Source organism: Actinomadura sp. HBU206391, from assembly GCF_014323665.1.
Lineage (GTDB): Bacteria > Actinomycetota > Actinomycetes > Streptosporangiales > Streptosporangiaceae > Actinomadura_C.
On record NZ_JABVEB010000001.1, the window covers coordinates 188,179 to 209,347 of the forward strand.

At 69.2% G+C, this 21,169-nt stretch carries 16 protein-coding genes and 1 tRNA gene; 14 read left to right on the plus strand and 3 right to left on the minus strand.

Features of this window, described 5'->3' with window-relative positions; translation table 11 throughout:
- Positions 1-21: 21 nt before the first annotated feature.
- The 4 genes from gyrA to HKK72_RS00995 all read left to right on the plus strand — a co-directional run bounded on the left by gyrA (position 22) and on the right by HKK72_RS00995 (position 5,894).
- Positions 22-2,529, plus strand: a complete 2,508-nt coding sequence (gene gyrA / locus HKK72_RS00980) for a DNA gyrase subunit A (RefSeq protein ID WP_187232265.1) — start codon at positions 22-24, stop codon at positions 2,527-2,529.
- A 48-nt stretch (positions 2,530-2,577) separates the two neighbouring features.
- Positions 2,578-3,984, plus strand: coding sequence for a DUF3566 domain-containing protein (locus tag HKK72_RS41965; RefSeq protein WP_315987007.1), 1,407 nt, complete (start codon positions 2,578-2,580; stop codon positions 3,982-3,984).
- 101 nt (positions 3,985-4,085) lie between these two features.
- Positions 4,086-4,159 (plus strand) — tRNA-Ile (locus HKK72_RS00990).
- Between the two features lie 304 nt (positions 4,160-4,463).
- Complete coding sequence (locus HKK72_RS00995; protein ID WP_187232266.1) at positions 4,464-5,894, plus strand: Crp/Fnr family transcriptional regulator; 1,431 nt, start codon at positions 4,464-4,466, stop codon at positions 5,892-5,894.
- Here the strand turns inward: HKK72_RS00995 and HKK72_RS01000 are convergent.
- Together HKK72_RS01000 and HKK72_RS01005 are read right to left on the minus strand one after the other, a co-directional pair.
- Positions 5,863-6,849: a phosphotransferase gene (locus tag HKK72_RS01000; RefSeq protein ID WP_187232267.1), complete on the minus strand. Its 987-nt coding sequence runs from the start codon at positions 6,847-6,849 to the stop codon at positions 5,863-5,865. The two genes, HKK72_RS00995 and HKK72_RS01000, sit on opposite strands and share 32 nt — an antisense overlap.
- Positions 6,850-7,039: 190 nt before the next feature.
- Positions 7,040-9,823, minus strand: coding sequence for a tetratricopeptide repeat protein (locus HKK72_RS01005; RefSeq protein ID WP_187232268.1), 2,784 nt, complete (start codon positions 9,821-9,823; stop codon positions 7,040-7,042).
- Between the two features lie 196 nt (positions 9,824-10,019).
- Between HKK72_RS01005 and HKK72_RS40465 the strand changes: the two genes are divergently transcribed.
- The 3 genes from HKK72_RS40465 to HKK72_RS01020 all read left to right on the plus strand — a co-directional run bounded on the left by HKK72_RS40465 (position 10,020) and on the right by HKK72_RS01020 (position 14,145).
- Positions 10,020-12,005, plus strand: coding sequence for a maleylacetate reductase and hydroxyquinol 1,2-dioxygenase domain-containing protein (locus HKK72_RS40465; RefSeq protein ID WP_187232269.1), 1,986 nt, complete (start codon positions 10,020-10,022; stop codon positions 12,003-12,005).
- A gap of 19 nt (positions 12,006-12,024) precedes the next feature.
- Entirely contained in the window at positions 12,025-12,405 is a 381-nt protein-coding gene (locus tag HKK72_RS01015) for a S26 family signal peptidase (RefSeq protein ID WP_187232270.1), read from the plus strand.
- A 105-nt stretch (positions 12,406-12,510) separates the two neighbouring features.
- Positions 12,511-14,145, plus strand: coding sequence for a Na+/H+ antiporter (locus tag HKK72_RS01020; RefSeq protein WP_187232271.1), 1,635 nt, complete (start codon positions 12,511-12,513; stop codon positions 14,143-14,145).
- Positions 14,146-14,183: 38 nt separating this feature from the next.
- Here HKK72_RS01020 and HKK72_RS01025 read toward each other — a convergent pair whose 3' ends face one another.
- Entirely contained in the window at positions 14,184-14,519 is a 336-nt protein-coding gene (locus HKK72_RS01025; protein ID WP_187232272.1) for a winged helix-turn-helix transcriptional regulator, read from the minus strand.
- 117 nt (positions 14,520-14,636) lie between these two features.
- On the opposite strand from HKK72_RS01025, the gene HKK72_RS01030 reads away from it, so the two are divergent.
- The 7 genes from HKK72_RS01030 to HKK72_RS01060 all read left to right on the plus strand — a co-directional run bounded on the left by HKK72_RS01030 (position 14,637) and on the right by HKK72_RS01060 (position 21,148).
- The gene (locus HKK72_RS01030) at positions 14,637-15,485 is read left to right on the plus strand and encodes an MBL fold metallo-hydrolase (protein WP_187232273.1); all 849 of its coding nucleotides are present in this window, start codon (positions 14,637-14,639) and stop codon (positions 15,483-15,485) included.
- Between the two features lie 47 nt (positions 15,486-15,532).
- Positions 15,533-16,546: an alpha/beta hydrolase gene (locus HKK72_RS01035; protein ID WP_222720165.1), complete on the plus strand. Its 1,014-nt coding sequence runs from the start codon at positions 15,533-15,535 to the stop codon at positions 16,544-16,546.
- A gap of 10 nt (positions 16,547-16,556) precedes the next feature.
- A complete protein-coding gene (locus HKK72_RS01040) occupies positions 16,557-17,060 on the plus strand; it encodes a hypothetical protein (protein ID WP_187232274.1) in 504 nt (167 codons plus the stop codon).
- Positions 17,061-17,309: 249 nt separating this feature from the next.
- Positions 17,310-18,269: a TRAP transporter substrate-binding protein gene (locus HKK72_RS01045; RefSeq protein ID WP_187232275.1), complete on the plus strand. Its 960-nt coding sequence runs from the start codon at positions 17,310-17,312 to the stop codon at positions 18,267-18,269.
- On the plus strand, positions 18,266-18,793 hold the full coding sequence (locus tag HKK72_RS01050) for a TRAP transporter small permease (RefSeq protein ID WP_187232276.1): 528 nt from the start codon (positions 18,266-18,268) through the stop codon (positions 18,791-18,793). Before HKK72_RS01045 ends, HKK72_RS01050 begins: the two co-directional genes overlap by 4 nt.
- Positions 18,794-18,798: 5 nt before the next feature.
- Entirely contained in the window at positions 18,799-20,061 is a 1,263-nt protein-coding gene (locus tag HKK72_RS01055; protein ID WP_261986445.1) for a TRAP transporter large permease, read from the plus strand.
- Positions 20,062-20,170: 109 nt separating this feature from the next.
- Entirely contained in the window at positions 20,171-21,148 is a 978-nt protein-coding gene (locus HKK72_RS01060; RefSeq protein WP_187232278.1) for a LacI family DNA-binding transcriptional regulator, read from the plus strand.
- Positions 21,149-21,169 lie beyond the last annotated feature (21 nt).

Below are 21,169 nucleotides of genomic sequence, written 5' to 3' on the forward strand. Positions count from 1 at the left end.
TATTAAGAAGAGGTTCTCCACGTGACCGAAGTGACCACCGAGGGCGGCGTTCCGCACGACCGGATCGAACCGGTCGACATCCAGGTCGAGATGCAGCGCAGCTACCTCGACTACGCGATGTCGGTCATCGTCTCGCGGGCGCTGCCCGAGGTCCGCGACGGGCTCAAGCCGGTGCACCGCCGGGTGCTCTACGCGATGTACGACGGCGGCTACCGACCCGACCGCGGCTACTTCAAGTGCGCCCGCGTCGTCGGCGACGTCATGGGCAACTACCACCCGCACGGCGACTCGGCGATCTACGACACCCTGGTGCGACTGGCGCAGCCGTGGTCGCTGCGCTATCCCTTGGTCGACGGAAACGGCAACTTCGGCTCACCGGGCAACGACCCGGCCGCGGCGATGCGCTACACCGAGTGCCGCCTGGCGCCGCTCGCCATGGAGATGCTGCGCGACATCGAGAAGGAGACCGTCGACTTCTCGCCGAACTATGACGGCCGCAGCCAGGAGCCCGACGTCCTGCCGTCCCGCTTCCCGAACCTGCTGGTGAACGGCGCGGCCGGCATCGCGGTCGGCATGGCGACCAACATCCCACCGCACAACCTGCGCGAGGTCGCGGAGGGCGTGCGGTGGTTCCTGGACAACTACGCGGCCTCCGACGAGGTGCTGCTCGACGCTCTGATCGAGCGGGTCAAGGGGCCCGACTTCCCGACCAAGGGCCTGATCGTCGGGCGGCGGGGCATCGAGGAGGCCTACCGCACCGGCCGCGGCCTGATCACGATGCGCGCCGTCGTCGAGGTCGAGGAGATCCAGGGCCGGACCTGCCTGGTCGTCACCGAGCTGCCGTACCAGGTCAACCCGGACAACCTTGCTCTCAAGATCGCGGAGCAGGTGAAGGAAGGAAAGATCACCGGCATCGCCGACGTCAAGGACGAGACGTCCGGCCGCACCGGGCAGCGTCTGGTCATCGTGCTCAAGCGCGACGCGGTGGCCAAGGTGGTGCTCAACAACCTCTACAAGCACACCCAGCTGCAGGAGACCTTCGGCGCCAACATGCTCGCGCTGGTCGACGGCGTGCCGCGCACGCTGCGGCTGGACCAGTTCGTGCGCTACTGGGTGACCCACCAGATCGACGTCATCGTCCGCCGGACGAGGTTCCTGCTCCGCAAGGCCGAAGAGCGGGCGCACATCCTGCGCGCGCTGCTCAAGGCGCTCGACCGCATCGAAGAGGTCATCGCGCTGATTCGGGCGTCGGAGTCCGCCTCCGCCGCGCAGCAGGGCCTGATGAACCTGCTGGAGATCGACGAGGTGCAGGCGCAGGCCATCCTCGACATGCAGCTGCGCAAGCTGGCCGCCCTCGAGCGGCAGGCGATCACCGATGAGTACGACAAGCTGATGGCCGAGATCGCCGAGTACAACGACATCCTGTCCTCTCCCGAGCGGCAGCGGCAGATCGTCGGTGACGAGCTGGCGGCCATCGTCGAGAAGTTCGGCGACGAGCGCCGCACCCAGATCATCCCCTTCGACGGTGACGTGTCCATGGAGGACCTCATCGCCGAAGAGGACATCGTCGTCACCATCACCCGCGGCGGATACGCCAAGCGCACCCGGACCGACCACTACCGGGCCCAGCGGCGTGGCGGCAAGGGCGTACGCGGCGCGCAGCTGAAGCAGGACGACATCGTCGACCAGTTCTTCGTGACGACCACGCACCACTGGATCCTGTTCTTCACGAACAAGGGCCGGGTCTACCGGGCCAAGGCCTACGAGCTGCCGGACAGCGGCCGCGACGCACGTGGCCAGCACGTGGCCAACCTGCTGGCCTTCCAGCCCGACGAGCACATCGCTGAAGTGCTCGACCTGCGGGACTACACCGTGGCGCCGTACCTCGTGCTCGCCACCAAGCACGGCCGGGTCAAGAAGACGGCGCTGCAGGACTTCGACTCGCCCCGCTCCGGCGGCATCATCGCGATCAACCTGACCGAGGACGACGAGGTGATCGCCGCCCGGCTGGTCGGTCCCGAAGACGACCTGCTGATGGTGAGCACCGGCGCCCAGGCGATCCGCTTCCGGGCCTCCGACGAGTCACTGCGGCCGATGGGCCGTGCCACGAGCGGTGTCATCGGCATGCGCTTCGACGACGGTCACGAGATGCTCGACATGCACGTCGTGCACAACGGCGGCGAAGAGGACGTGCTCGTCGCCACCGAGGGCGGGTACGCGAAGCGGACGCCGGTCGACCAGTACCCGCTGCAGGGCCGTGGGGGTAAGGGTGTTCTGACCGCTAAGATCGTGCAAACCCGCGGCAGGTTGGTAGGGGCACTCATGGTTCGTCTGGATGATGAGGTATTTGCCATGACCTCCAACGGCGGCGTCATCAGAACCACCGCTGCCGAGATCAAGCAGTCCGGACGACAGACCATGGGAGTACGTCTCATGAACCTCGCCGACGGGGACAGCATCGTCGCCATCGCGAGGAACGTTGAGTCGATAGAGGACACGGAGACCGTCGAGGACACCGAGGGTGAGTAATTCGCCCCGACCTCAGGAAGTCTTCGGCCCGTCAGCCGAGGAGGACGCGTGAGTGCCCAGCCCAACCAGGGTAAAGGCCGAGCAGGTCGTGGCACGTCGAAGTCCGGTGCCGGGGGGGCGAGCGGTCGCAAGCCCAGGAAGACCACCGCGGCCAATTCGGCCCGGGACGAGGCGACCGTCAAGGTCCCGCCCCCCGAGCCCAAGGTCCCGGCGTCGGAACGCCCTGCGGCCGGCACTCCCGGCGACGACGCGTCCGCCAACGGAACGCACGCCCCGGGGGGTCCGGTGACCGATGAACAGAAGCTCGAGTCCGGCGCGTCGAGCACCTCGCCCGACGCCGGTTCGTCCTCGAGCCCGTCCTCGGGTTCGACTTCGAACTCGTCCTCGGGTTCGACCGCGGGCTCCTCGGGTTCCTCGGGGACGTCGAACTCCGGTGCGTCGGCGGCGGGCGCCGCATCGAGCTCGGAGGGCACGGCCGCGTCGCCGGGCATCACCCAGTCTCGAAGCACCCCGTTCCGAAAGACCCCGGCGTCATCGAGCACTTCAACGTCCCCGAGCACTCCGGCGTCGTCCAGCCCCCCGTCGTCGTCCTCCGCCGACCCGGCGCCCAAGCCGACCGCACCGAGGCCGTCAGCGTCGCCGTCGATCGTTGAGAAGTCCTCCTCGGCCGCGAGCCCGTCCCAGGGCGACCGGCCGTACTCGGGAAGCGGGTCGCCGTCCAGGGGCGCCGTGCCCGCACCCGCGACACCCCCTGGCGCCAGAACCGGCACCGGTGGCGCCGGCGGTGCGGGGAGCGCCGGCGGCACCGGCCAGAGGCCAGGTGGCGGCAGCCCACTGTGGAACCCGGCACCGGACGCCGCCGATCCGTCGGCGGAGCGGGGAGCCTTCGGCACCTCGTCGTCGATGTCGTACGACCCACGCGACGATGCGGGCGTCGGGACCGCTCCAGTCCCCCCACCCTCCGGAGCGAGCCCGAAGGTGCGCCTGGCCGGCCTGGCCAACAAGGCCAACAAGGCCGCGAAGGCGGCGGCCAAGGGAAGCAAGGGCTCCAAGCCCACCAAGCCCACCGGCGGCAAGGCGCCACGCAAGGCCCACCTCCAGCTCTCCCGGCTGGAACCGTGGTCGGTGATGAAGTTCAGCTTCGTGATGTCGCTGGTCGGCTTCGTCGTCCTGCTGGTCGCGGTCGGCGTGCTCTACATGATCCTCTCGGTTCTGGGCGTCTTCGACGCGATCACCTCGACCGTCACCGAGCTGACCCGGGACCAGGGCGCCAAGGAGGGCGGTCTGAACGCGGCGAGCTGGTTCTCCTTCGCCCGTGTCTTCGGCTACGCGTCTCTGGTTGGGGCGCTGAACGTCTTCCTCATCACGGCTCTGTCCACGGTCGGCGCCATGATCTACAACATGACCGCCGACCTCGTGGGCGGCATCGAGGTGACGTTGAAGGAGGCCGAGTAGGCCGGGCGGGTATCCTGGCTGCGCAGCGGGTAATTCGATTTCCGTTGCCCGACGCGATGGGGTAATCTCCCATCTCGTCGCCAGGTACGGCGGCGGCACCCGGGCCTATAGCTCAGTCGGTTAGAGCGCATCCCTGATAAGGATGAGGCCGGAGGTTCAAGTCCTCCTAGGCCCACACACCTCAAAGCCCCCACCGGATCACCGGTGGGGGCCTTTGACATGGCTCTCCTGTTCGGGCGGCCATCAGAAGTTCACCCGGCACCGCCCGGCACTCCCCGCCGTGATCATGCAGTTATTCGCGGGGATGCGCTGGCCGTTCTGCGAACGACTGCATGATCACGGCTGAGGGCCACCGTCCTCAACGGGTTCGCAGATGAGTCGTGTGACGCAGTGGCTGACCTCGGTCTGCTGTAGGCAGAGACGTAAGGCGGCATGCCCGGGCGATGACCAGTGCGAAGCATTGGGTGAAGGGGGCGAAGATGTACTCCGAATCGGTCGGCCGGACGTCACCGGGGGTGCCTTTCTGGCCGTCCCTCACCGCGATGGAACAGCGGGCGCTCATCGCCTCTGCCGAACGCGCCACCCTGCACGCCGGTACGGTCCTCTGCTCTGAGGCGGAGCCCGCGACGCAGGTCATCGTGATCCTTTCGGGTTGGACGAAGGTCTCCCTGACGAGGGACTCCAGAGAACGGATCATCGCTCTGCGCGGCCCCGGAGATCTGGTCGGCGAGCGAGCGGCGCTGCTGATCCGTTCGCGATCGGCCACCGTCGTGGCGCTCGACACCGTCGACGCACTTCTGGTGCCCGCCGAAACCTTCGCGGGCTTTCTCGATGAGCACGATCGAGTGCTCGCCCTGCTCGAACGGCAGATCTACGGACGCCTCACCGAGAGCCCCAGAGGGTCACCGGCCGGAAGCGACACCTCGGTCGAGGAGTTGATCGCCAGGCATGTCGCGGACATCGCCCTGCCGCGCACGGAGCCGGGCGGGCGGTTCACGCTACCTATCAGCCGGCAGGAACTGGCGGACTGGGTGGACGCGCCGGGGAGCGAGGTCGAGCGCATCCTGTCGTCCTGGGAGCGGAACGGCATCGCATCCAGCCTGCCTTACAGCCTCACCATTCTCGACGCCGCCGCGCTCGGCAGAATCGGCGGCGGATCGCCACAGATGGAGGGCGTGGGCGCCTCCCATGCCGCGTGGGCCGGCCAGAACTGTTCGATCCTCTACACGGACGTCGCGGCCTTCAGCGACCACATTCGCACCGACGAGGACCGCCGTACCGTCCGGCGCGCGATGTACGAGACCGTGCGGGGCGCCTTCGAGGACTCGGAGCTGCCTTGGGCACGGATCTACCGGGAGGACCGCGGCGACGGCACGCTCATGGTCGTCCCGCCTTCGATACCGACCTCGTCTCTGGCGGATCCGCTGCTGTCGCACATCGGCGTCCGGCTTGACGCGTACAACCGTGAGGCCGACGACCGTGTCCGCATCCAGCTCAGGGTCGCGCTCGATGTCGGCCCCGTGATGCCGGACCCCGAGGGGGTCTCCGGAGAGGTGATCATTCAGGCCGCCCGGATGTTGGACGCGCGAGACTTCAAAGCCGAGTTGGCGGACACCGGCGCGGACCTCGGCTTCATCGTGTCGCAGTTCGTGTACGACAGCGTCGTCAAGCACGGTCGGGAGGTGGGTCGGTCCAGTGCCTACCGGCAGGTCGAGGTTCGGGTGAAGGAGACCGAGACGACGGCGTGGATGTACCTCGCCCACGGCGCCCGCCCGCTACGGGGTCGTTCACCGGTTTCGCAGGCGATCGCGCCGACCTCACCCGGCCCGAGCACGGGTGCGCAACTCAGCGGTACCGTCGATGTCCGGGGAGATCTGGTCATGGGGAACAAGAACCAGTATCGGCACTGACTAACTCGCGAGGGCGTGACACCCGATGCGTGCCGGTCCGCGGCCAACGCGCCTCGACCTCGCGCAGCAGCCCGCGCCACTTGCCCGGTGACCTGCCCACCGCGAGATTCCGCGTGGTGATGAAGCGGAACATCCAGGGCACGGCCTCGGCGCCGGCCTTGACGTCGAATCTGTCCAGATAGACGTCCATGAACAGCTGGGCGGCGGACAGATGGTCGCTCCCGGCTTGGTGGCACCCGAGGTGGAGGGCGCCGAGCGCCGCGTCGTACAGGTAACGGTCCTCATGGGCCAGGTCCCAGTCGATGATCCCCGTGACGGCGCCACCCCGCACGAGGATGTTCCCGGGGCGAAAGTCCTGGTGGGTGATCCCGGTGAGCCCCAGCTCGACCTCGGCGGCCTGCCGGCCCAGCGTCTCCAGATTCCGGCGGACCGTGGCCACATCTCTGCGCGGACGCCCTCGAAGGATCATGTCGGCGGCGAAGGCGTTCTGCTCGGCGAGCACGGTACAGATCGGCCAATGGTACGGAGCGAGGCCGTCCTGAACCTCGCCGAGAGGATTCGGAGACGATTCGGCGATCTCATGGATCCGCGCCAGGTGGTGCGCGGCGGCCCTGATCAGGAGTGGCTTCCGCCAATCGGGTGCGGGGTCGTGCTCGATGTACGGCCTGACGAACCAGTGGTGCGAGCCGATGTCCACCCATGGGCCCGATGAGGGGGTGACGGGCGGTTCCGCGCGCCTGACCGTCTCGCTGCGCAGGCTCAGCAGCTCGGTGATGTCGAACTGGAAGTGAAAGGGAATCCGCCGGGGATCCTTGCGAACCTTCGACAGTACGTACTTTTTGCCGCTGAAGCGGTAGATGAAATGGAGGCTGTAGGATCTCTTGATATGCAGGAATTCAGGCGCCGCATGGTGATAGTGCGTCGCGAGAACGTCACGCCAGGAGAGGTCGGTCAAGGTCCATCCGTGGTGGCGGGTACCCGTCCCTCGACTGGCGGCTCTGTTGGCGGACGTTGTCGAGCCGCCGGATTTCGAGCAGCGTCGAAGAGCTGTTGATGCACGGGTGACTTTGTGTCATTAGCGGCTGGTGGGGTCAATGAGACCACAGTGAAGACCGTGGTCGGGGTCGGATTCCAGCAAAGATCCCTTAATCTTCATCCAGGCCAGAGGCCGGCTCGAGGCGATGGGCCTCGGCGAACGCCTCGGCCGCGTCCTGTTCGCTGCCGAGTTCCATGAGGATCACTCCGTACAGCCGCAGCGTCCGGCTCCGGCGGCCGGTGACGTCGAGTTCCTTCTCCAGGTCCATGGCGTCCCGGATGTGCTTCACCGCTTGGTCGTGGTCGCCCATCGCATGGGCGATCTCGGCGAGAACCCGCAGGGTCACCATCCTGCCGTAACCGTCCTCGACCTCGGCCCCGATGCTGCACGCCAGCATCCCGGTGCGGTGGGCCTTCGGCAAGAGCCCGATCCGTTGATAGACCTTGCACAGCAGGTCGAGGGAGTTCGCCTCGCCTCGCCGGTCCCCGATCTGCCGGCGGAGCCGGAAGGACCGCGCGGCGATCTTTCGAGCGGCACCCACCTGGTGGCGGGAGCGGGCGATCAGGGCCAGAGCGTTCAGCGCGGTCGCCTCGCCGAAACGGTCACCGATCGAACGGCTGATCTCCAGCGATCGTTGTGCGTCCTCGTGCGCCCGTTCGTAGGCCCCTTTGCGACGGTAGCTGCGACTGAGGCTGTTCAGCGCCTCGGCCTCTCCGTGGCGGTCGCCCAGCTCCTGGAGGATGTCGAGAGCCTCCAGACCAGCACGTACGGCCTCGTCCATGTCGCCGAGGCGCCGCAGGATGGTGGACAGATAGACGAGGACCTGGCCTTCGCCCTGCCGGTCGGCGATGGCCTGGCGGAGGCGCAGGGCGTTCTCGACGTAGTTCCGGGCCTGCAGATGCCGGCCCAGCCACATGTGCAGATAGCCCATGAAAGCGAGGGTCTCCCCTTCGCCGTGCCGATCCCCGATCTCCCGGCGGATGGCCAGTGCCTGGTCGGCGGACTCCAGGGCCAAGGACGCACGCCCCCAGCCGTTGTAGATGCGGGCGATGCTGTAGAGCGTCTCCGCCTCGCCCCGGACGTCCCCGATGTCGCGGCGGATGACAAGCGCCTCGGCGGCCCGGTCGAACGCCCGTTGGTAGTCACTCAGTCCTTGATGGCCGCGGGCGGTCGTGTCGAGCGTCGTCGCCTCACCGTGCCGATCCCCGATCTCACGGCGGATGGTCAGTGCCATGCCGCTGACCGCGAGGGCATTCCGATACTCGCTGAGGACCAGGTGGATTCGGGCGATGTTGTCGAGCGCGACCCCCTCTCCGTAGCGATCGCGAATCTGCCGGCTGAGGCGGTGGGCCCGCTCGGCCTCGGCGAAGGCCTCCCGCGCCTGGCCCAGCTCGCGGTAGGCCACCGCCAGGTGATGGCGCATGAAGAACTGAGATGGGAGGTGGTTCTGTCGTTCGGCGGCGTCCAGGCCCAGCCGGTGGACGGCGATGTTCTCGTGGCTGTACCGGCGCAATTCGAAGAAGTCGTACACCGCGTCCGCGAGCTCCCAGGTGAGCTGTTCCCACCCGAGCCTCGAGGTCTGACGGACGACCTCGATCAGGTTGCGGTACTCCGCGGTGAACCATTCCAGGTGACGCGCCCGTTCGGTGGGGTCCACGTCCACGGGCGGGGCCGCCAGCTCATGGCCGATGGTGCGCCGATACCGGTCGAGAAAGCGCCCGGCCTGCTGCGCTCTGGTGAGGTACCACGTGGCCAGGCGCTGCAGGGCCGACTCGCGCACGAGACTGTCGTCCTCCTCCTCTGCGCGCCCACGTGCGTACTCCCTGAGCAGGTCGTGCAGCTGGTACCGGTCGGAGGCGATGGCCTGAACCAGGTTCGCGGCCTCGAGCCGGCCGAGTGTTCGCTGCGCTGCCTCCGGGGTCACGGCGAGCAGCGCGCTCGTGGACTGCCGGGTGAAGCTGGGGCCCTCGACCAGCCCCAAGAGCCGGAACGTCGACTGCAGCTCCGGCTCCAGTCCGCGGTACGACAGGTCGAAGGCGGCTCCGACGGCCTTGTCGAGGCCCCGTCCCACTGCGAGGTTCGACAGCCGGTCGCCCTTGCTCAGGACCTCGACCGCCTCCGCGACCGACTGCTGCGGACGTGTCGCCAGGTTGGCCGCGGCCACGCTCAGCGCGAGCGGCAGCCGGGCGCACATCCGCACGAGCTGCGTCGCGGCCTCGGGTTCGGCGTCCGTGCGTTCCTGCCCGGCCACCGTGCGAACGAGTTCGAGCGCCTCTCCGGCGGGGAGCAGGTCCAGTGGCACCGTGCGAGCGTGATCGCGGGCGACCAGCCCGGCGAGGTCGTCGCGCGCGGTCACCACGACCACACACGACGAGCTCCCCGGCAGCAGGGGATGCACCTGCTCGGCCCCCACGGCGTCATCGAGCAGGATGAGGATCCGCTTCTTGGCCAGCTGCGACCGGTAGAGGCTGGCGAGCTCGTCCTCATCCACGGGAATCCGCCGGGCCGGGACGTTGAGCGCGCGGAGAGCCTGACCCAACGCCTCGCGCGGAGAGAGAGCGACCCGGTCGGAGTAGCCGCGCAGGTCGATGAAGATGTGGCCGTCCGGGAAGTGGTCGGCCATCAGATGAGCCCAGTGCACGGCCAGGGCGGTCTTGCCGATCCCCGGCATCCCGGTGATCGCGATGATCAGCGGGGACAGCGCTCGCTGGTTCTCCTCGACCAGCCTGTCCAGCTTGGCCAGGGTCTCGCCCCGTCCGGAGAATCCGTGAATGTCCAGTGGAAGCTGCCGGGGAGGCTCGGGCGCGCTGTACGGTCCGCTGTTGAGGTGGACGATTTTGTCGCGGGCGACTGCATCGCCGCCGAATCTCGCTTCGCCTGGAAAGGTCGCCACTTCAACCCCTCGCCGCCATGGTCGGCGTTTTGCTTACGACGGTAGTACGCAGCGCGACCGGCGAATGTGTACGCCGCCACAGAACTCCCCCGGCCCCGCCCTGGGCTTCGCTTACCCCACACCGTCCGCCCATGCCGAACGGGCTGATACTTGCCTGGACGACTCTGTGTTCTGGACGACATGACAGGCGGATCGGATGCGGACTTTCGTGTACACGTCGCACCCTGCCAGGGTGGTGTTCGGAGCCGGCACCGCCGGGCGGGTTCGCGACGAGGTCCTACGACTGGGCGGTTCGCGCGCCCTGCTGCTGACCAGCCCACCGCTGGCGAAAGCGGCCGAACAGGTACGTGAGGCGCTCGGGCCGGTCGCTGTGGCCGAGTTCGACGGCGCGGCGATGCACACGCCCTCCGAGGTGACCGAACGGGCGCTGAACGTCGCCGTCGAGCACTCGGTGGACTGCCTGGTCGCCGTCGGAGGCGGCTCGACCACCGGGCTGGCCAAGGCGCTGGCGCTGCGCACCGACCTTCCGCAGGTCATCCTGCCCACCACCTACGCGGGCTCTGAGGTCACCCCCATCCTCGGCGAGACGGTGGGCGGCCGGAAGACCACGCAGTCGTCGCCCTCGGTGCGACCCGAGACCGTCATCTACGACGTCGCCTTCACCGTCGGACTGCCCGTCGCGATGTCGGTGACCAGCGGCGTCAACGCGCTCGCGCACGCCGTAGAGGCGTTGTACTCGCCCCAGGCCGATCCGCTCACCGACGAGATGGCCCTGGACGCCATCGGCCGGATGGCCCGCGCCCTTCCCAGGATCGCCGCGAACCCGTCCGACCTCGAAGCACGCGCCGACGCCCTGCAGGCGGCATGGTTGTCCGGCACCTGCCTCGGCACGGTCGGCATGGGGCTGCACCACAAGTTGTGCCACACGCTCGGGGGCGCGTTCGACCTGCCGCATGCCGAGACGCACACCGTGGTGCTGCCGCACGCCATGGCCTACAACGCGCCCGCCACGCCCGACGTCATGCGGCGTATCGCCGACGCCCTCGGAGTCGCCGACGCACCGCGCGGGATGTTCGACCTGATCGCCGGTCTGAACGGGCCGACCACGCTGCGCGCGCTGGGGATGGCGGAGGCCGACCTGCCCCGTGCGGCCGAGCTGGCCACCGCGACCTCGTACCCGAACCCCCGCGAGCCGACCACCGAGGGGATCGCGGACCTGCTGCGCGACGCATGGGAAGGACGTCGCCCCGCCGCGCGGACGCAGCCCTCCGGTACGACGACCGCCGGTACGCCTGCCACGGGCATGCCGATCGCATCAGAGCTCGACCGGCTCACCGAGCAGGTCGTCGCCAGCTTCGACCGGGCTCCGGACCCGCGGACCGGACGACTGCTGACCGATCTGGTACGGCACCTGCACCAGTTCGTCACGGCCAACGACGTCACCGAGGAGGAATGGCGCCACGCCATCGACTTCCTCACCCGCACCGGGCAGCTCTGCAGCGACACGCGCCAGGAGTTCGTCCTGTTGTCCGACGTCCTGGGCGTGTCGAGCATGGTCGACCTGCTGACCAATTCCCGCACGCCCGCCACGACGCCGTCGGCGGTTCTCGGCCCTTTTTACGTGCCGGGGCCGCCCGAGGTCGAGCACGGTGCCGACATATCCGGCGGCCTGCCAGGTACGCCGCTGTGGGTGGACATCAGGATCACCGACCTTGACGGCGACCCCGTCCCCGGCGCCGTGGTCGACGTCTGGCAGTCCAACGAGGACGGCTATTACGACGTCCAACTCCCCGACCTGGACGGCCCGGTGCTGCGCGCCCGGCTGCGCACCGATGCCGATGGGCGCCTGACGTTCTGGTCGATCCTGCCGTCGGAGTATCCGATTCCGGGTGACGGCCCGGTCGGCCGGATGCTCGAAGCGGTCGGGCGGCACCCGTACCGAGCACCGCACCTCCATTTTATGATCATGGCGCCGGGCCACCAGCGGCTGGTCACCCAGCTGTTCGTCGACGGCGGTGCGTACCTGGACTCCGACACCGTGTTCGGGGTCAAGGACCGGCTGGTGGTCGAGTTCGCCTCGCGGAACGGGCCGGCGCCCGGCGGCCGCCGCCTCGACGGCGAATGGCGCTCGCTCGAGTTCACGTTCCGCATCGCCAAAATCGATGGACGGCGGTTTCAGTGATCCCGCATGCTGTTGGTCGATGGGAAAGATGGACGCTTTCGCCGCCAGGATCGCCGATGGGGACACTGTGGAGTTCCGCCCCACGGGTTCCTCGATGGTCCCGTTGATCGGGAGCCGCGAACTGGTCACCGTCGCCCCCGTCGACCCCACGAGAATCGAGGTCGGCGACATCGTCCTCGCCAGAGTCGCCGGGAGCGTCTACCTGCATCTGGTCTCCGCTCTCGACCCGGCCAGACGCAGAGTGCAGATCAGCAACAACCGAGGCCGGATCAACGGCTGGACGGGCTTCGACCGCGTGTTCGGGATCTGTCTCGCGGTCGAGGGCGTGGACCGGCCGGGAGCCCTGGCGAAGGTGCGGCATCACCCACCCGAGGCTTCCGACCTCCGGGACGAACGGTGACGACCAGCCGTTTATCCGGCTCCAGGTCGGGGATCACACCGCCCGAACAGCGGTGAGGGTCGTGGCGACCGTGCAGCCGTGTCGCGGCGATGAGGAGACGACCACGTGTACGACCCCCACACGCTGCAGGTGCTGGTCCTGCTGGGAGTGAGCGTCCTGGCGGCGACCGTGCTCGCCCGCCGGTTGCGGGTCGCCGCACCGGTCGTCCTGCTGGTCGCCGGTGTGGGCCTCGGCTTCGTTCCTGCTCTGCGCGACGTGAAACTGGCGCCCGAGGTCGTGATCCTGCTGTTCCTGCCCGCCCTGCTGTACTGGGAGGCGCTGACCACCTCGCTGCGGGAGATTCGGGCCGACCTGCGCACGGTCCTCCTGTCCTCGGTGGTGCTGGTGTTCGTGACGGCCGGAGCGGTCGCCGTGGTCGGGCACGCCCTCGGGCTGAGCTGGCCGGTCGCGTTCGTGCTCGGAGCCGTGGTGGCGCCCACCGACGCGAGCGCCGTCGGCGCCGTGATCAGGCGGCTCCACCACGGGCTCCCCCACAGGCAGCTCACGATCCTGCGCGCGGAGAGCCTCGTCAACGACGGAACCGCCCTGGTCGTCTTCGGCATCGCGACCGCGGTGGCGACCGGCGAGGAGGAGTTCAGCTGGCTCAGCGCGGCAGGCGACTTCTCCGTGTCCTACGGCGGCGGTGCGGTGATCGGCCTGGTGGTCGCGTGGGTCACGCTGCGGACCCGTAGATTCATGGACGACGTCGTACTCGAGAACGGGATCAGCGTGCTCACCCCGTTCCTGGCCTTCCTGCTGGCCGAGGAGATCCACGCCTCGGGCGTGCTGGCGGTCGTGGTGTGCGGCCTCGCGCTCACCCAGGCCGGTCCGGCCCGCATTCCCGCACGCACCCGCGTACAGGCGTACGCGTTCTGGGACCTCACCACGTTCCTGCTCAACGGAGCGCTGTTCATCCTGGTCGGTCTCCAGCTGCGCGGGGCGGTCGAGAACCTCCCGCACGGCTCGCTGTTCACCACGGTCATCACCGCTCTGGCGGTCGCCGCCGCCGTCATCGGCAGCAGAGTGGCCTGGTTCTACACCGTTCCGTACGTCATCCGCGCGATCGACCGGCGCCCGGCCCAGCGCGAGCGCCGCATGAGCGCGCGGCACCGCATGCCGCTCGCCTGGTCGGGGTTTCGCGGCGGGGTCTCACTGGCCGCGGCGCTCGCGATTCCGGTCACCGTCATGGACGGCACGGAGTTCCCGGACCGGGACGCCCTGATCGTGGTGACCTTCGGAGTGATCCTGACGACGCTGCTGCTGCAGGGCCTGACCCTTCCCGCGGTCCTGCGCTGGGCGCGCATGCCCGACGACGACCACATGCGCGCGGAACAGCTGCTCGCCGAACGGGCCGCGACCGAGGCCGGTCTCGCCAGGCTCACCGAGATCGCGGAGCGCCTGGACGTGCCCGAGGCGGCGATCAATGAGGTCCGGGAGGACTACGAGCGCCGGCTGGAGCTGCTCACCGCCGCCGAGTCGCGAGAGAGCGAAGCGGCCCGGCATGAGCGCGACCACCACCTCTCGGGCTCGCTGGAGCCCGAGCCGCACACGGCGCTGCGCGCCGAGCTGCTGTCGATCAAGCGGGCCGCCGTCATCCGGTTGCGCGACGACCGGCGCATCGGCGACGCCGTCCTGCTCCGCGTGCAGGCGCGGCTCGACGCGGAAGAGGTCCGGCTGACGGCTCCGTCAACGGCCGACTGAACCGGCCGACTGAACCGGCCGCCTGAGTTGGGCGCCTGTCAGGGCCGATCGTCCTGGGCCAGTGCCCAGTCGCAGATCGCGGCGAGCGGTTCCTGCAGTGTCTTGCCGAGCGCGGTCAGCGCGTACTCCACATGCTGCGGTGCGGTGTCCTTGATGACCCGGCGTTCGACCAGGCCATCGGCCTCCATGCCGCGCAGCGTCTCGGTCAGCACCTTCTGGGTGACGCCCGGGAGCCTGCGGCGCAGTTGCGCATGCCGCTGGGGCCCGGCGAGCAGCGCGTAGATCACCAAGATCCGCCATTTGGCGGCGAACCGCTCCAGCGCCTGCCGGGTCGCGCAGCTCGCCTCCAGCACGTCGGGAATCACCAGTGCCATCCAGACCTCCCTGCCGTGTCGGCCGCCGCGGGCATGGGCACCGGAAAGTGCCTTCTGGCCGGTGCCCGTGGATCGCCCTAGCGTCTCGATCAACGGTAATCGGAAGGACGCCTGCTCATGAGCCCGCTCAGAATTCATACCTACACCGCCGCCGAGTCCGGCATCCTGGTGAACAGCCATCTGCTCGAGACCGACGACGGCGTGCTGCTGGTCGACGCCAACCTGCTGGTGTCGGACGCCAGGGCTCTGGCCGCCCGGCTGGCCGCGCTGCGCAAACCACTGCTCGCGGCCTTCGTGACGCACCCTCACCCCGACCATTTCAACGGCCTGCCGTACGTGGTCGACGACGACGTGCCGGTCTACGCCACCGCCGAGGTCGCCGAGACGATCGCGAAGCTCGCGGTGCCCAAGCGCGAGCAGTGGCAGCCCGTCTACGGTGAGGAGTGGCCGGACCGCTACCGCGTGCCCGACCACCTGCTCGCCGATGGCGAGATCGTCGAGGTCGGGGGCCTTCGGGTGCGGGTGCACGATCTCGGGGCCGGTGAGAGCGACGCGGACTCGTACCTGCTGGTCGAATCGGATGAGCGGCGCCTCGCCTTCATCGGCGATCTGGCGTTCGGCGACCTCCACTCCTACACGGCCGACGGCCACTCCGGCGCCTGGCTCCGCACCTTGGACCGGCTGACGGCCGAGCTGGACGGCGTCCCGCTCTATCCCGGTCACGGGGTGCCGGGCGACATCGGACTGCTCGCCGAGCAGCGGCGCTACCTCCTCATGTACCGCGAGACCGTACGCCGCCTCGCGGCCGGCGCGCCAAGCCTCACCGAAGAGCAGAAGCGGCACTTGAGCGCCACCATGACGCGCTTCTCACCCGGAGCGCCCTTGGCCTGGTTGGTCGAACTCGGCGCCGACGCGGTCGCGGCCGAACTCGCCGCCGAACTCGTGGCCGAGCCCAGCGTCGTATGACCGCTTGCCGCATCGGCCCGACCACTCCCTCCACGACAGGAGCAGCGATGTCCGCCCACCGATCCAGTGCCGATCAACCCAGCACCGATCAACCCAGCACCGATCAACCCAGCACCGATCAACCCAGCACCGATCAACCCAGCACCGGGCAACACAGCACCGGGCAACACAGCGCCGTCACCACCGAGCGCGTCGACTTCGACGGCGATGGCTTCAGCGACGCCGACGGGGTCGGCCTGGTCGGAGAGCTGAGGTTGCCGGACCGCGCCGGCCCGGTGCCCGCCGTCGTGCTGACCGGCCCGTTCACGGGCGTGAAGGAACAGGTCACCGGGCTGTACGCGGAGCGGCTCGCCCGGGCGGGCATCGCGACCCTGGCCTTCGACCACCGTGGTTTCGGCGAGAGCGGAGGCCGGCGCGGGCATGAGGACAGCCAGGGCAAGCTGACCGATCTGCGATCGGCGGTCGGACTGCTCGCCGATCGCGCCGAGATCGATCCGCACCGGATCGGCCTGGTCGGCATCTGCCTCGGGGGCGGGTACGCGGTGCGCGCCGCCGCCTCGGACCCGCGGGTCAAGGCGGTGGCGGGGATCGCGGGGGCGTACAACAGCCCGGCCTGGTTCGTCGAACGAATCGGCGCCGACGCCTACCGCTCCGCGCTGCGCGGTTTCATCGACCGCTACGACGAGTACCTGCCGGTCGTGGCGCCTGGCGGCGGTGAGGCGGCGATGGGCGGTGACGAGCCGTACTCCTACTACGGCACCGGACGGTCCGCGTCGCCGCACTGGGACGACCAGGTGACGAGGGGATCGCTGCACTCGCTGATGACCTTCGACGCGCTCGGCGCCGCGGCGTTGCTCGGCGCGACCCCGTTGCTCGTCGTCCATGGCAAGGTCGACGCCTACTGCAGCCCGGAGCTCGCGGTGGAACTGCACGAGCGGGCCGCGGGCGCGAAAGAGCTCGTATGGTTGGACGCCGGCGAGCATGTCGACCTCTACGATGTGGAGCCGTACGTCACCGAGGCGGTGGAGGCGACCGCGGAGTTCCTGCACCGCCATCTCTGAGGAGCCGATCGTGCCGGACCGGGTGGCCGCCGTCCTCATGACGTCCGACTGGCGAGTGCTTGCCGTGCGCCATCGGCACCCGGACGGGGCCGAGTACCGGACCCTGCCGGGCGGCACGGTGCGCGAGACCGATCCGGATCATGATGGCGCGCTCCGACGCGTCCTTCGCGCGCTGCTGAGGTGTGCGGTCGAGGTCGGCCCGCTGGTCTGCGTGGTGCGGACGGGAGAACAGGACGAGTACGTCTTCGCCGCGTGGGCCGAGGACGGTGGAGACCTGCCGGGACCGGATCCGGCCGAAGCCGAACCGGCTCCTGGAGCGTTCGTCTGGGACCACGTCGTCTACGACAAGTCCGCCATCTACGCCGCCGGTTTCGTGCCCCACCAGGTGACGTACTTCCTCGCCGGGCACTGTCATCACGGGCACGATCCTCGGCGGCTGCCCGACGTGCGGTCGCGCCGGCCCTCGGTCCGGCGCCACCACGGGCCGGACACTTCCGGCCGCCCGCCGCGGTAGACCCGGCCCGCGGCCTCTCGACCATGCTCTGCTGACGTCCGTCCACCGGGCTCCGGCGGGCGCGAATCGGGCCCGAGGTCTTGACGGTGATGTGAATAACACGTTAAGAAGGGCGACCAAGTAACCGGTTACATCTGATTCGCGCAGCCTACGCAAGTCCCTGACGTGGGAGGTTCCGCCATGGCCAACTCGCCCCCAGACAAAGGTCCCCCCCGAGCGCGGTCGCTCGGCAGGCGCAACTTTCTCGCGGTGGGGCTGGTGGGCCTCGGGGCCGTGTCGGCGCCCGCGGTGGCGGCCGTACGAGCGGCCCAGGGCAAGGTGCTCAGGGTCGGTGACACCGTGGACGCCCACAACCCCGAGGTGGTCGCCGAGCACTACTTCCTCCAGCGGCTCACGGCGTTGTCCGACGGCCGGCTGACCGGGCACGTCTACCCCAACGCCGTGCTGGGCAGCCACGACCGGATGAACGAACAGCTACGCAACGCGACCCTGGAGGTCGCGAAGACGAGCGTGGCCAACCTGGAGGTGTACGACCGGCGGCTCGGCGTTTTCGCGCTTCCGTACGCCTTCGACACCAGGCAGCGCCTGTACGCGGCACAGGACGGGCCGCTCGGCCGCCGGCTCGCCGCGATCCTCGAAGGGCACGGCCTCAGGGTGCTCGGCTGGTTCGACTCGGGCGAGCGCAACATCTACAACACCAAGCGCGCCCTCCACGAACCGGCCGACCTGCGCGGCCTGAAGATGCGCGTGCAGTCGAACCAGATAATGATCGACACGTTCAACACCCTGGGCGCGCAGGCCACGCCACTGGACACCGCCCAGATCTACTCCGCCCTCCAGCAGGGCGTGGTCGACGCGGCCGAGAACTCGCTCACCTTCTACGTGCAGCAGCACCACAACGAGGTCGCGAAGTACTACTCGTACACGCGCCATTTCTTCTCGGTCGATCCACTGCTGGTCAGCGACCGGTGGTTTCGCGCGCAGAGCGCCGCGGACCAGGACGCGATCCTCCAGGCGGGCCGGGAGGCCCAGAACAAGGAGCGGGAGCTGTGGCTGCGGTCCGACGAGCAGTACCTCGGCGCGGCCCGGCAGGCCGGCTCGCACCTCAACGAAGCGGACACCGCAGCGTTCAAGAAGGCGGTGGCCGGTGTCTACGCCAGGCACCGCTCGACGTTCGGCACGCTGCTCGACCTGACGGATTGGAGGTGAGCGCCGTGCAGGAGTCCCCCGACCGGCCGTCGCCGCTCGCCAGGATCGAGAACGTCGCGCTCGCGGTGGCGCTGTGCGGCATCGCCGTGGTGGTCCTGCTGCAGATCGCCTCGCGCCTGTTGCTGGGCGACCCGCTGTCTTGGTCGACCGAGGGCGCGACCATGTGCCTCATCTGGTCGGCGTTCCTCGGCTTCGCCGTCGCGGCGCGCGAGCGCGGGCACGTCGCCCTTTCGGTGGTGGAGGACCGGCTGTCCGGCCGCGTCCTGTACGTGGTGCGGCTCGTGCAACTGGTCGTCTTCGCCTTCTTCCTCGGCGCCCTCACCTACGGCGGCGCCCAGATGGTGATCAGCGAGTTCGGCACGGTATCGGCCGCGGGCATCCCGCGGTGGGCGGTGTTCGCCGCAGTGCCGGTGGGCTCGGGCCTCGCACTGCTCCACGTGGCGGGGCAGGCCTTGACGCTGACCTCCGACCGGGCCGGCGAGCGCACCGGCCGTCTCATCGAGACCGTGGAGGGCACGCTGTGATCGTCATGCTGGTCGTACTGGCCGTGTTCGTTCTGGGTGGTGCGGCGATCGCCGCCGCCATGGGCGCGACCGGCCTGATCGACGCCCTCGTCGCCGGGCTGCCGGTCCAGAACGTCGCCCAGGCCATGTTCTCGGGCATGGAGTCGTTCACGCTCCTGGCCATCCCGCTGTTCATCCTGACCGGTGAGATCCTGCACCGTTCCGGCGCCGCGGACCGGCTGGTCGCGTTCGTCAACTCGTGCGTCGCGTGGCTGCCCGGCGGTCTGGGCGTCAGCGTCGTCGGCTCGACGATGGTGTTCTCGGGGCTCTCGGGTTCGGTCAACGCCGACGCGGCGGCCATCGGCTCGACGATGCTGCCGCCGATGGAGAAGGCCGGCTACCGCAAGGAGTGGTCGTCGGCCATCGTGGCGGCCTCGTCGGGCACCGGCGTGCTCATCCCGCCGTCCATCACGATCATTGTGCTCGGGACGATCGCCAACCTGTCGGTGACCAAGCTGTTCCTCGCCGCGCTGCTCCCCGCGCTCGTCGTCGGGCTCAGCAAGGTGATCGTGATCCTCTTCTACGCGAAGTTCGTCGAGCCGCCGGTCGAAGGGGTGCGGCTGAGCGCGCGCGAGATCGGCCGTACGTTCGTCCAGGCCATTCCACCGCTCATCGCACCGCTGGTGATCCTCGGGGGCATCTTCAGCGGCGCCTTCACCGCCACGGAGGCGGCCGCGGTCGCGGTGCTCTATTCCGCGCTGCTGGCGCTCGCCTACCGCACCGTCCCGGCGCGCGAGTGGGGCCGGATGCTGGTGCGGGTCGGCCGGACCAGTGGCGTGGTCCTCGCGCTGGTGGGGGTCGCGCAGATCCTCGCCTACATGCTCGCCTACGACCGGGTCGAGGTGGCGCTGGCGGAATGGGCCTCCGGGTTCACCGGCGACTACCTGCTGTTCGTCCTGGTGCTCATCGTGGTCTTCTGGATCATCGGTGCGCTGCTGGACGGGATGCCCGCCCTGATCGTGCTGGTGCCGCTGTTCCTGCCGCTGGCCCAAGAGGCGGGCATGAGCCCACTGCACTTCTCCGTGCTCGCCCTCGCGATCATCGGCATCTCGCTGGTCACCCCGCCGCTCGGCACCGCCTGTTTCATCGTCAGCGGCATCGCCGATGTGAGCATGGTCAAGCTCATCCGCCCGATGGCGCCGTTCATCGCCATCATGTTCATCACCATGATCCTGCTCGCGTACGTCCCGGGCTTCGCCGAGTGGATCCCCAGCATGTACGGCGAATGACGACCTTCCGTCCGCTACGGTCGGACAGGAGAGGGCAGGCGGGCGGAGGAGTCGGGTGCGCGGGCAGCGGCGAGACGGTGTCGAAGGCGGGCGGCCCACCATCCGCGACGTGGCAGGCCGGGCGAAGGTCTCGGTCGCCACGGTGTCGAGGGTGTTCGCCGGGTCGGCGGGCGTGTCGGCCGAGCTCACCCGGCGGGTGCTCGACACCGCCGCGCAGCTCGGCTACACCCCGCACGTGGTCGCGCGCAGCCTGGCCAGCGGCCGCAGCCACATCATCGGCATCCTCGTCCCGAACCTCGCCAACCCGCACTTCTACGCGCTCATCAAGCAGGTGCTGCACGACGCCGGGCGGGACGGCTTCCAGGTCCTCGTGGCCGACTCCGACGAGTCGCTGCCCGCCGAGCGCGAACTCGGCATCAGCCTGCTGCAGCGCGCCGACGGCTTGATCATGTGCGGCCCCCGCTGCACGCCCGGCGTGCTGCGGGAGCTCCTCGGCCAGGGCCGGCCGGTCGTCGTCGTGGACCGGAAGATCGACGATCCCGTCGTGTCGAGCGTGGTGATGGACGCGCACGGCGCCATGCGCGCCCTGGTGCAGCATCTGGTCGATCTCGGCCACGAGCACGTGACCTACCTGCACGGCCCGGCCCGGTCGTGGCAGGAGCAGGAGCGCTGGCGGGCGCTGCGCGGCTTCCGCAGGCGCGGGCTACAGGTCAGCGAGGTGGCGACCGGCGCCACGGTCGAGGACGGGCACCGGGTGGCCGACGAGGTGATCGGCACAGGCTGTACGGCGGTGGTGGCGCACAACGACCTCAGCGCCATCGGGCTGATGGCGGCACTGAACGAGCGAGGCGTACGGGTACCCGAGAACATGTCCGTCACCGGTTACGACGACATCCCGTTCGGGCGGTACATGTCGCCCTCGCTCACCACGGTGCGAACCTCTCAGGAGGAGGCCGCGTCGGCCGCATGGCTGGCGATGCGGGGCCTGCTGGAAGGGCACCGCGCAGGGTCGCGCACGGTGATCGCCTCCGAACCGGTGCTGCGCCGTTCCACCGCTGCTCCGAGGATCACCGCCGACCTCGGCTGATCCCCACGAGCGTCCCCGGCC

Coding starts and splice junctions, on each gene's coding strand:
- HKK72_RS00995 (WP_187232266.1), top strand. CDS start 4,464: ATGTACTCCGAATCGGTCGGCCGGACGTCACCGGGGGTGCCTTTCTGG.
- HKK72_RS01055 (WP_261986445.1), top strand. CDS start 18,799: ATGCTGGTCGTACTGGCCGTGTTCGTTCTGGGTGGTGCGGCGATCGCC.
- HKK72_RS40465 (WP_187232269.1), top strand. CDS start 10,020: ATGCGGACTTTCGTGTACACGTCGCACCCTGCCAGGGTGGTGTTCGGA.
- HKK72_RS01015 (WP_187232270.1), top strand. CDS start 12,025: ATGGGAAAGATGGACGCTTTCGCCGCCAGGATCGCCGATGGGGACACT.
- HKK72_RS01025 (WP_187232272.1), bottom strand. CDS start 14,519: ATGGCACTGGTGATTCCCGACGTGCTGGAGGCGAGCTGCGCGACCCGG.
- HKK72_RS01030 (WP_187232273.1), top strand. CDS start 14,637: ATGAGCCCGCTCAGAATTCATACCTACACCGCCGCCGAGTCCGGCATC.
- HKK72_RS01035 (WP_222720165.1), top strand. CDS start 15,533: ATGTCCGCCCACCGATCCAGTGCCGATCAACCCAGCACCGATCAACCC.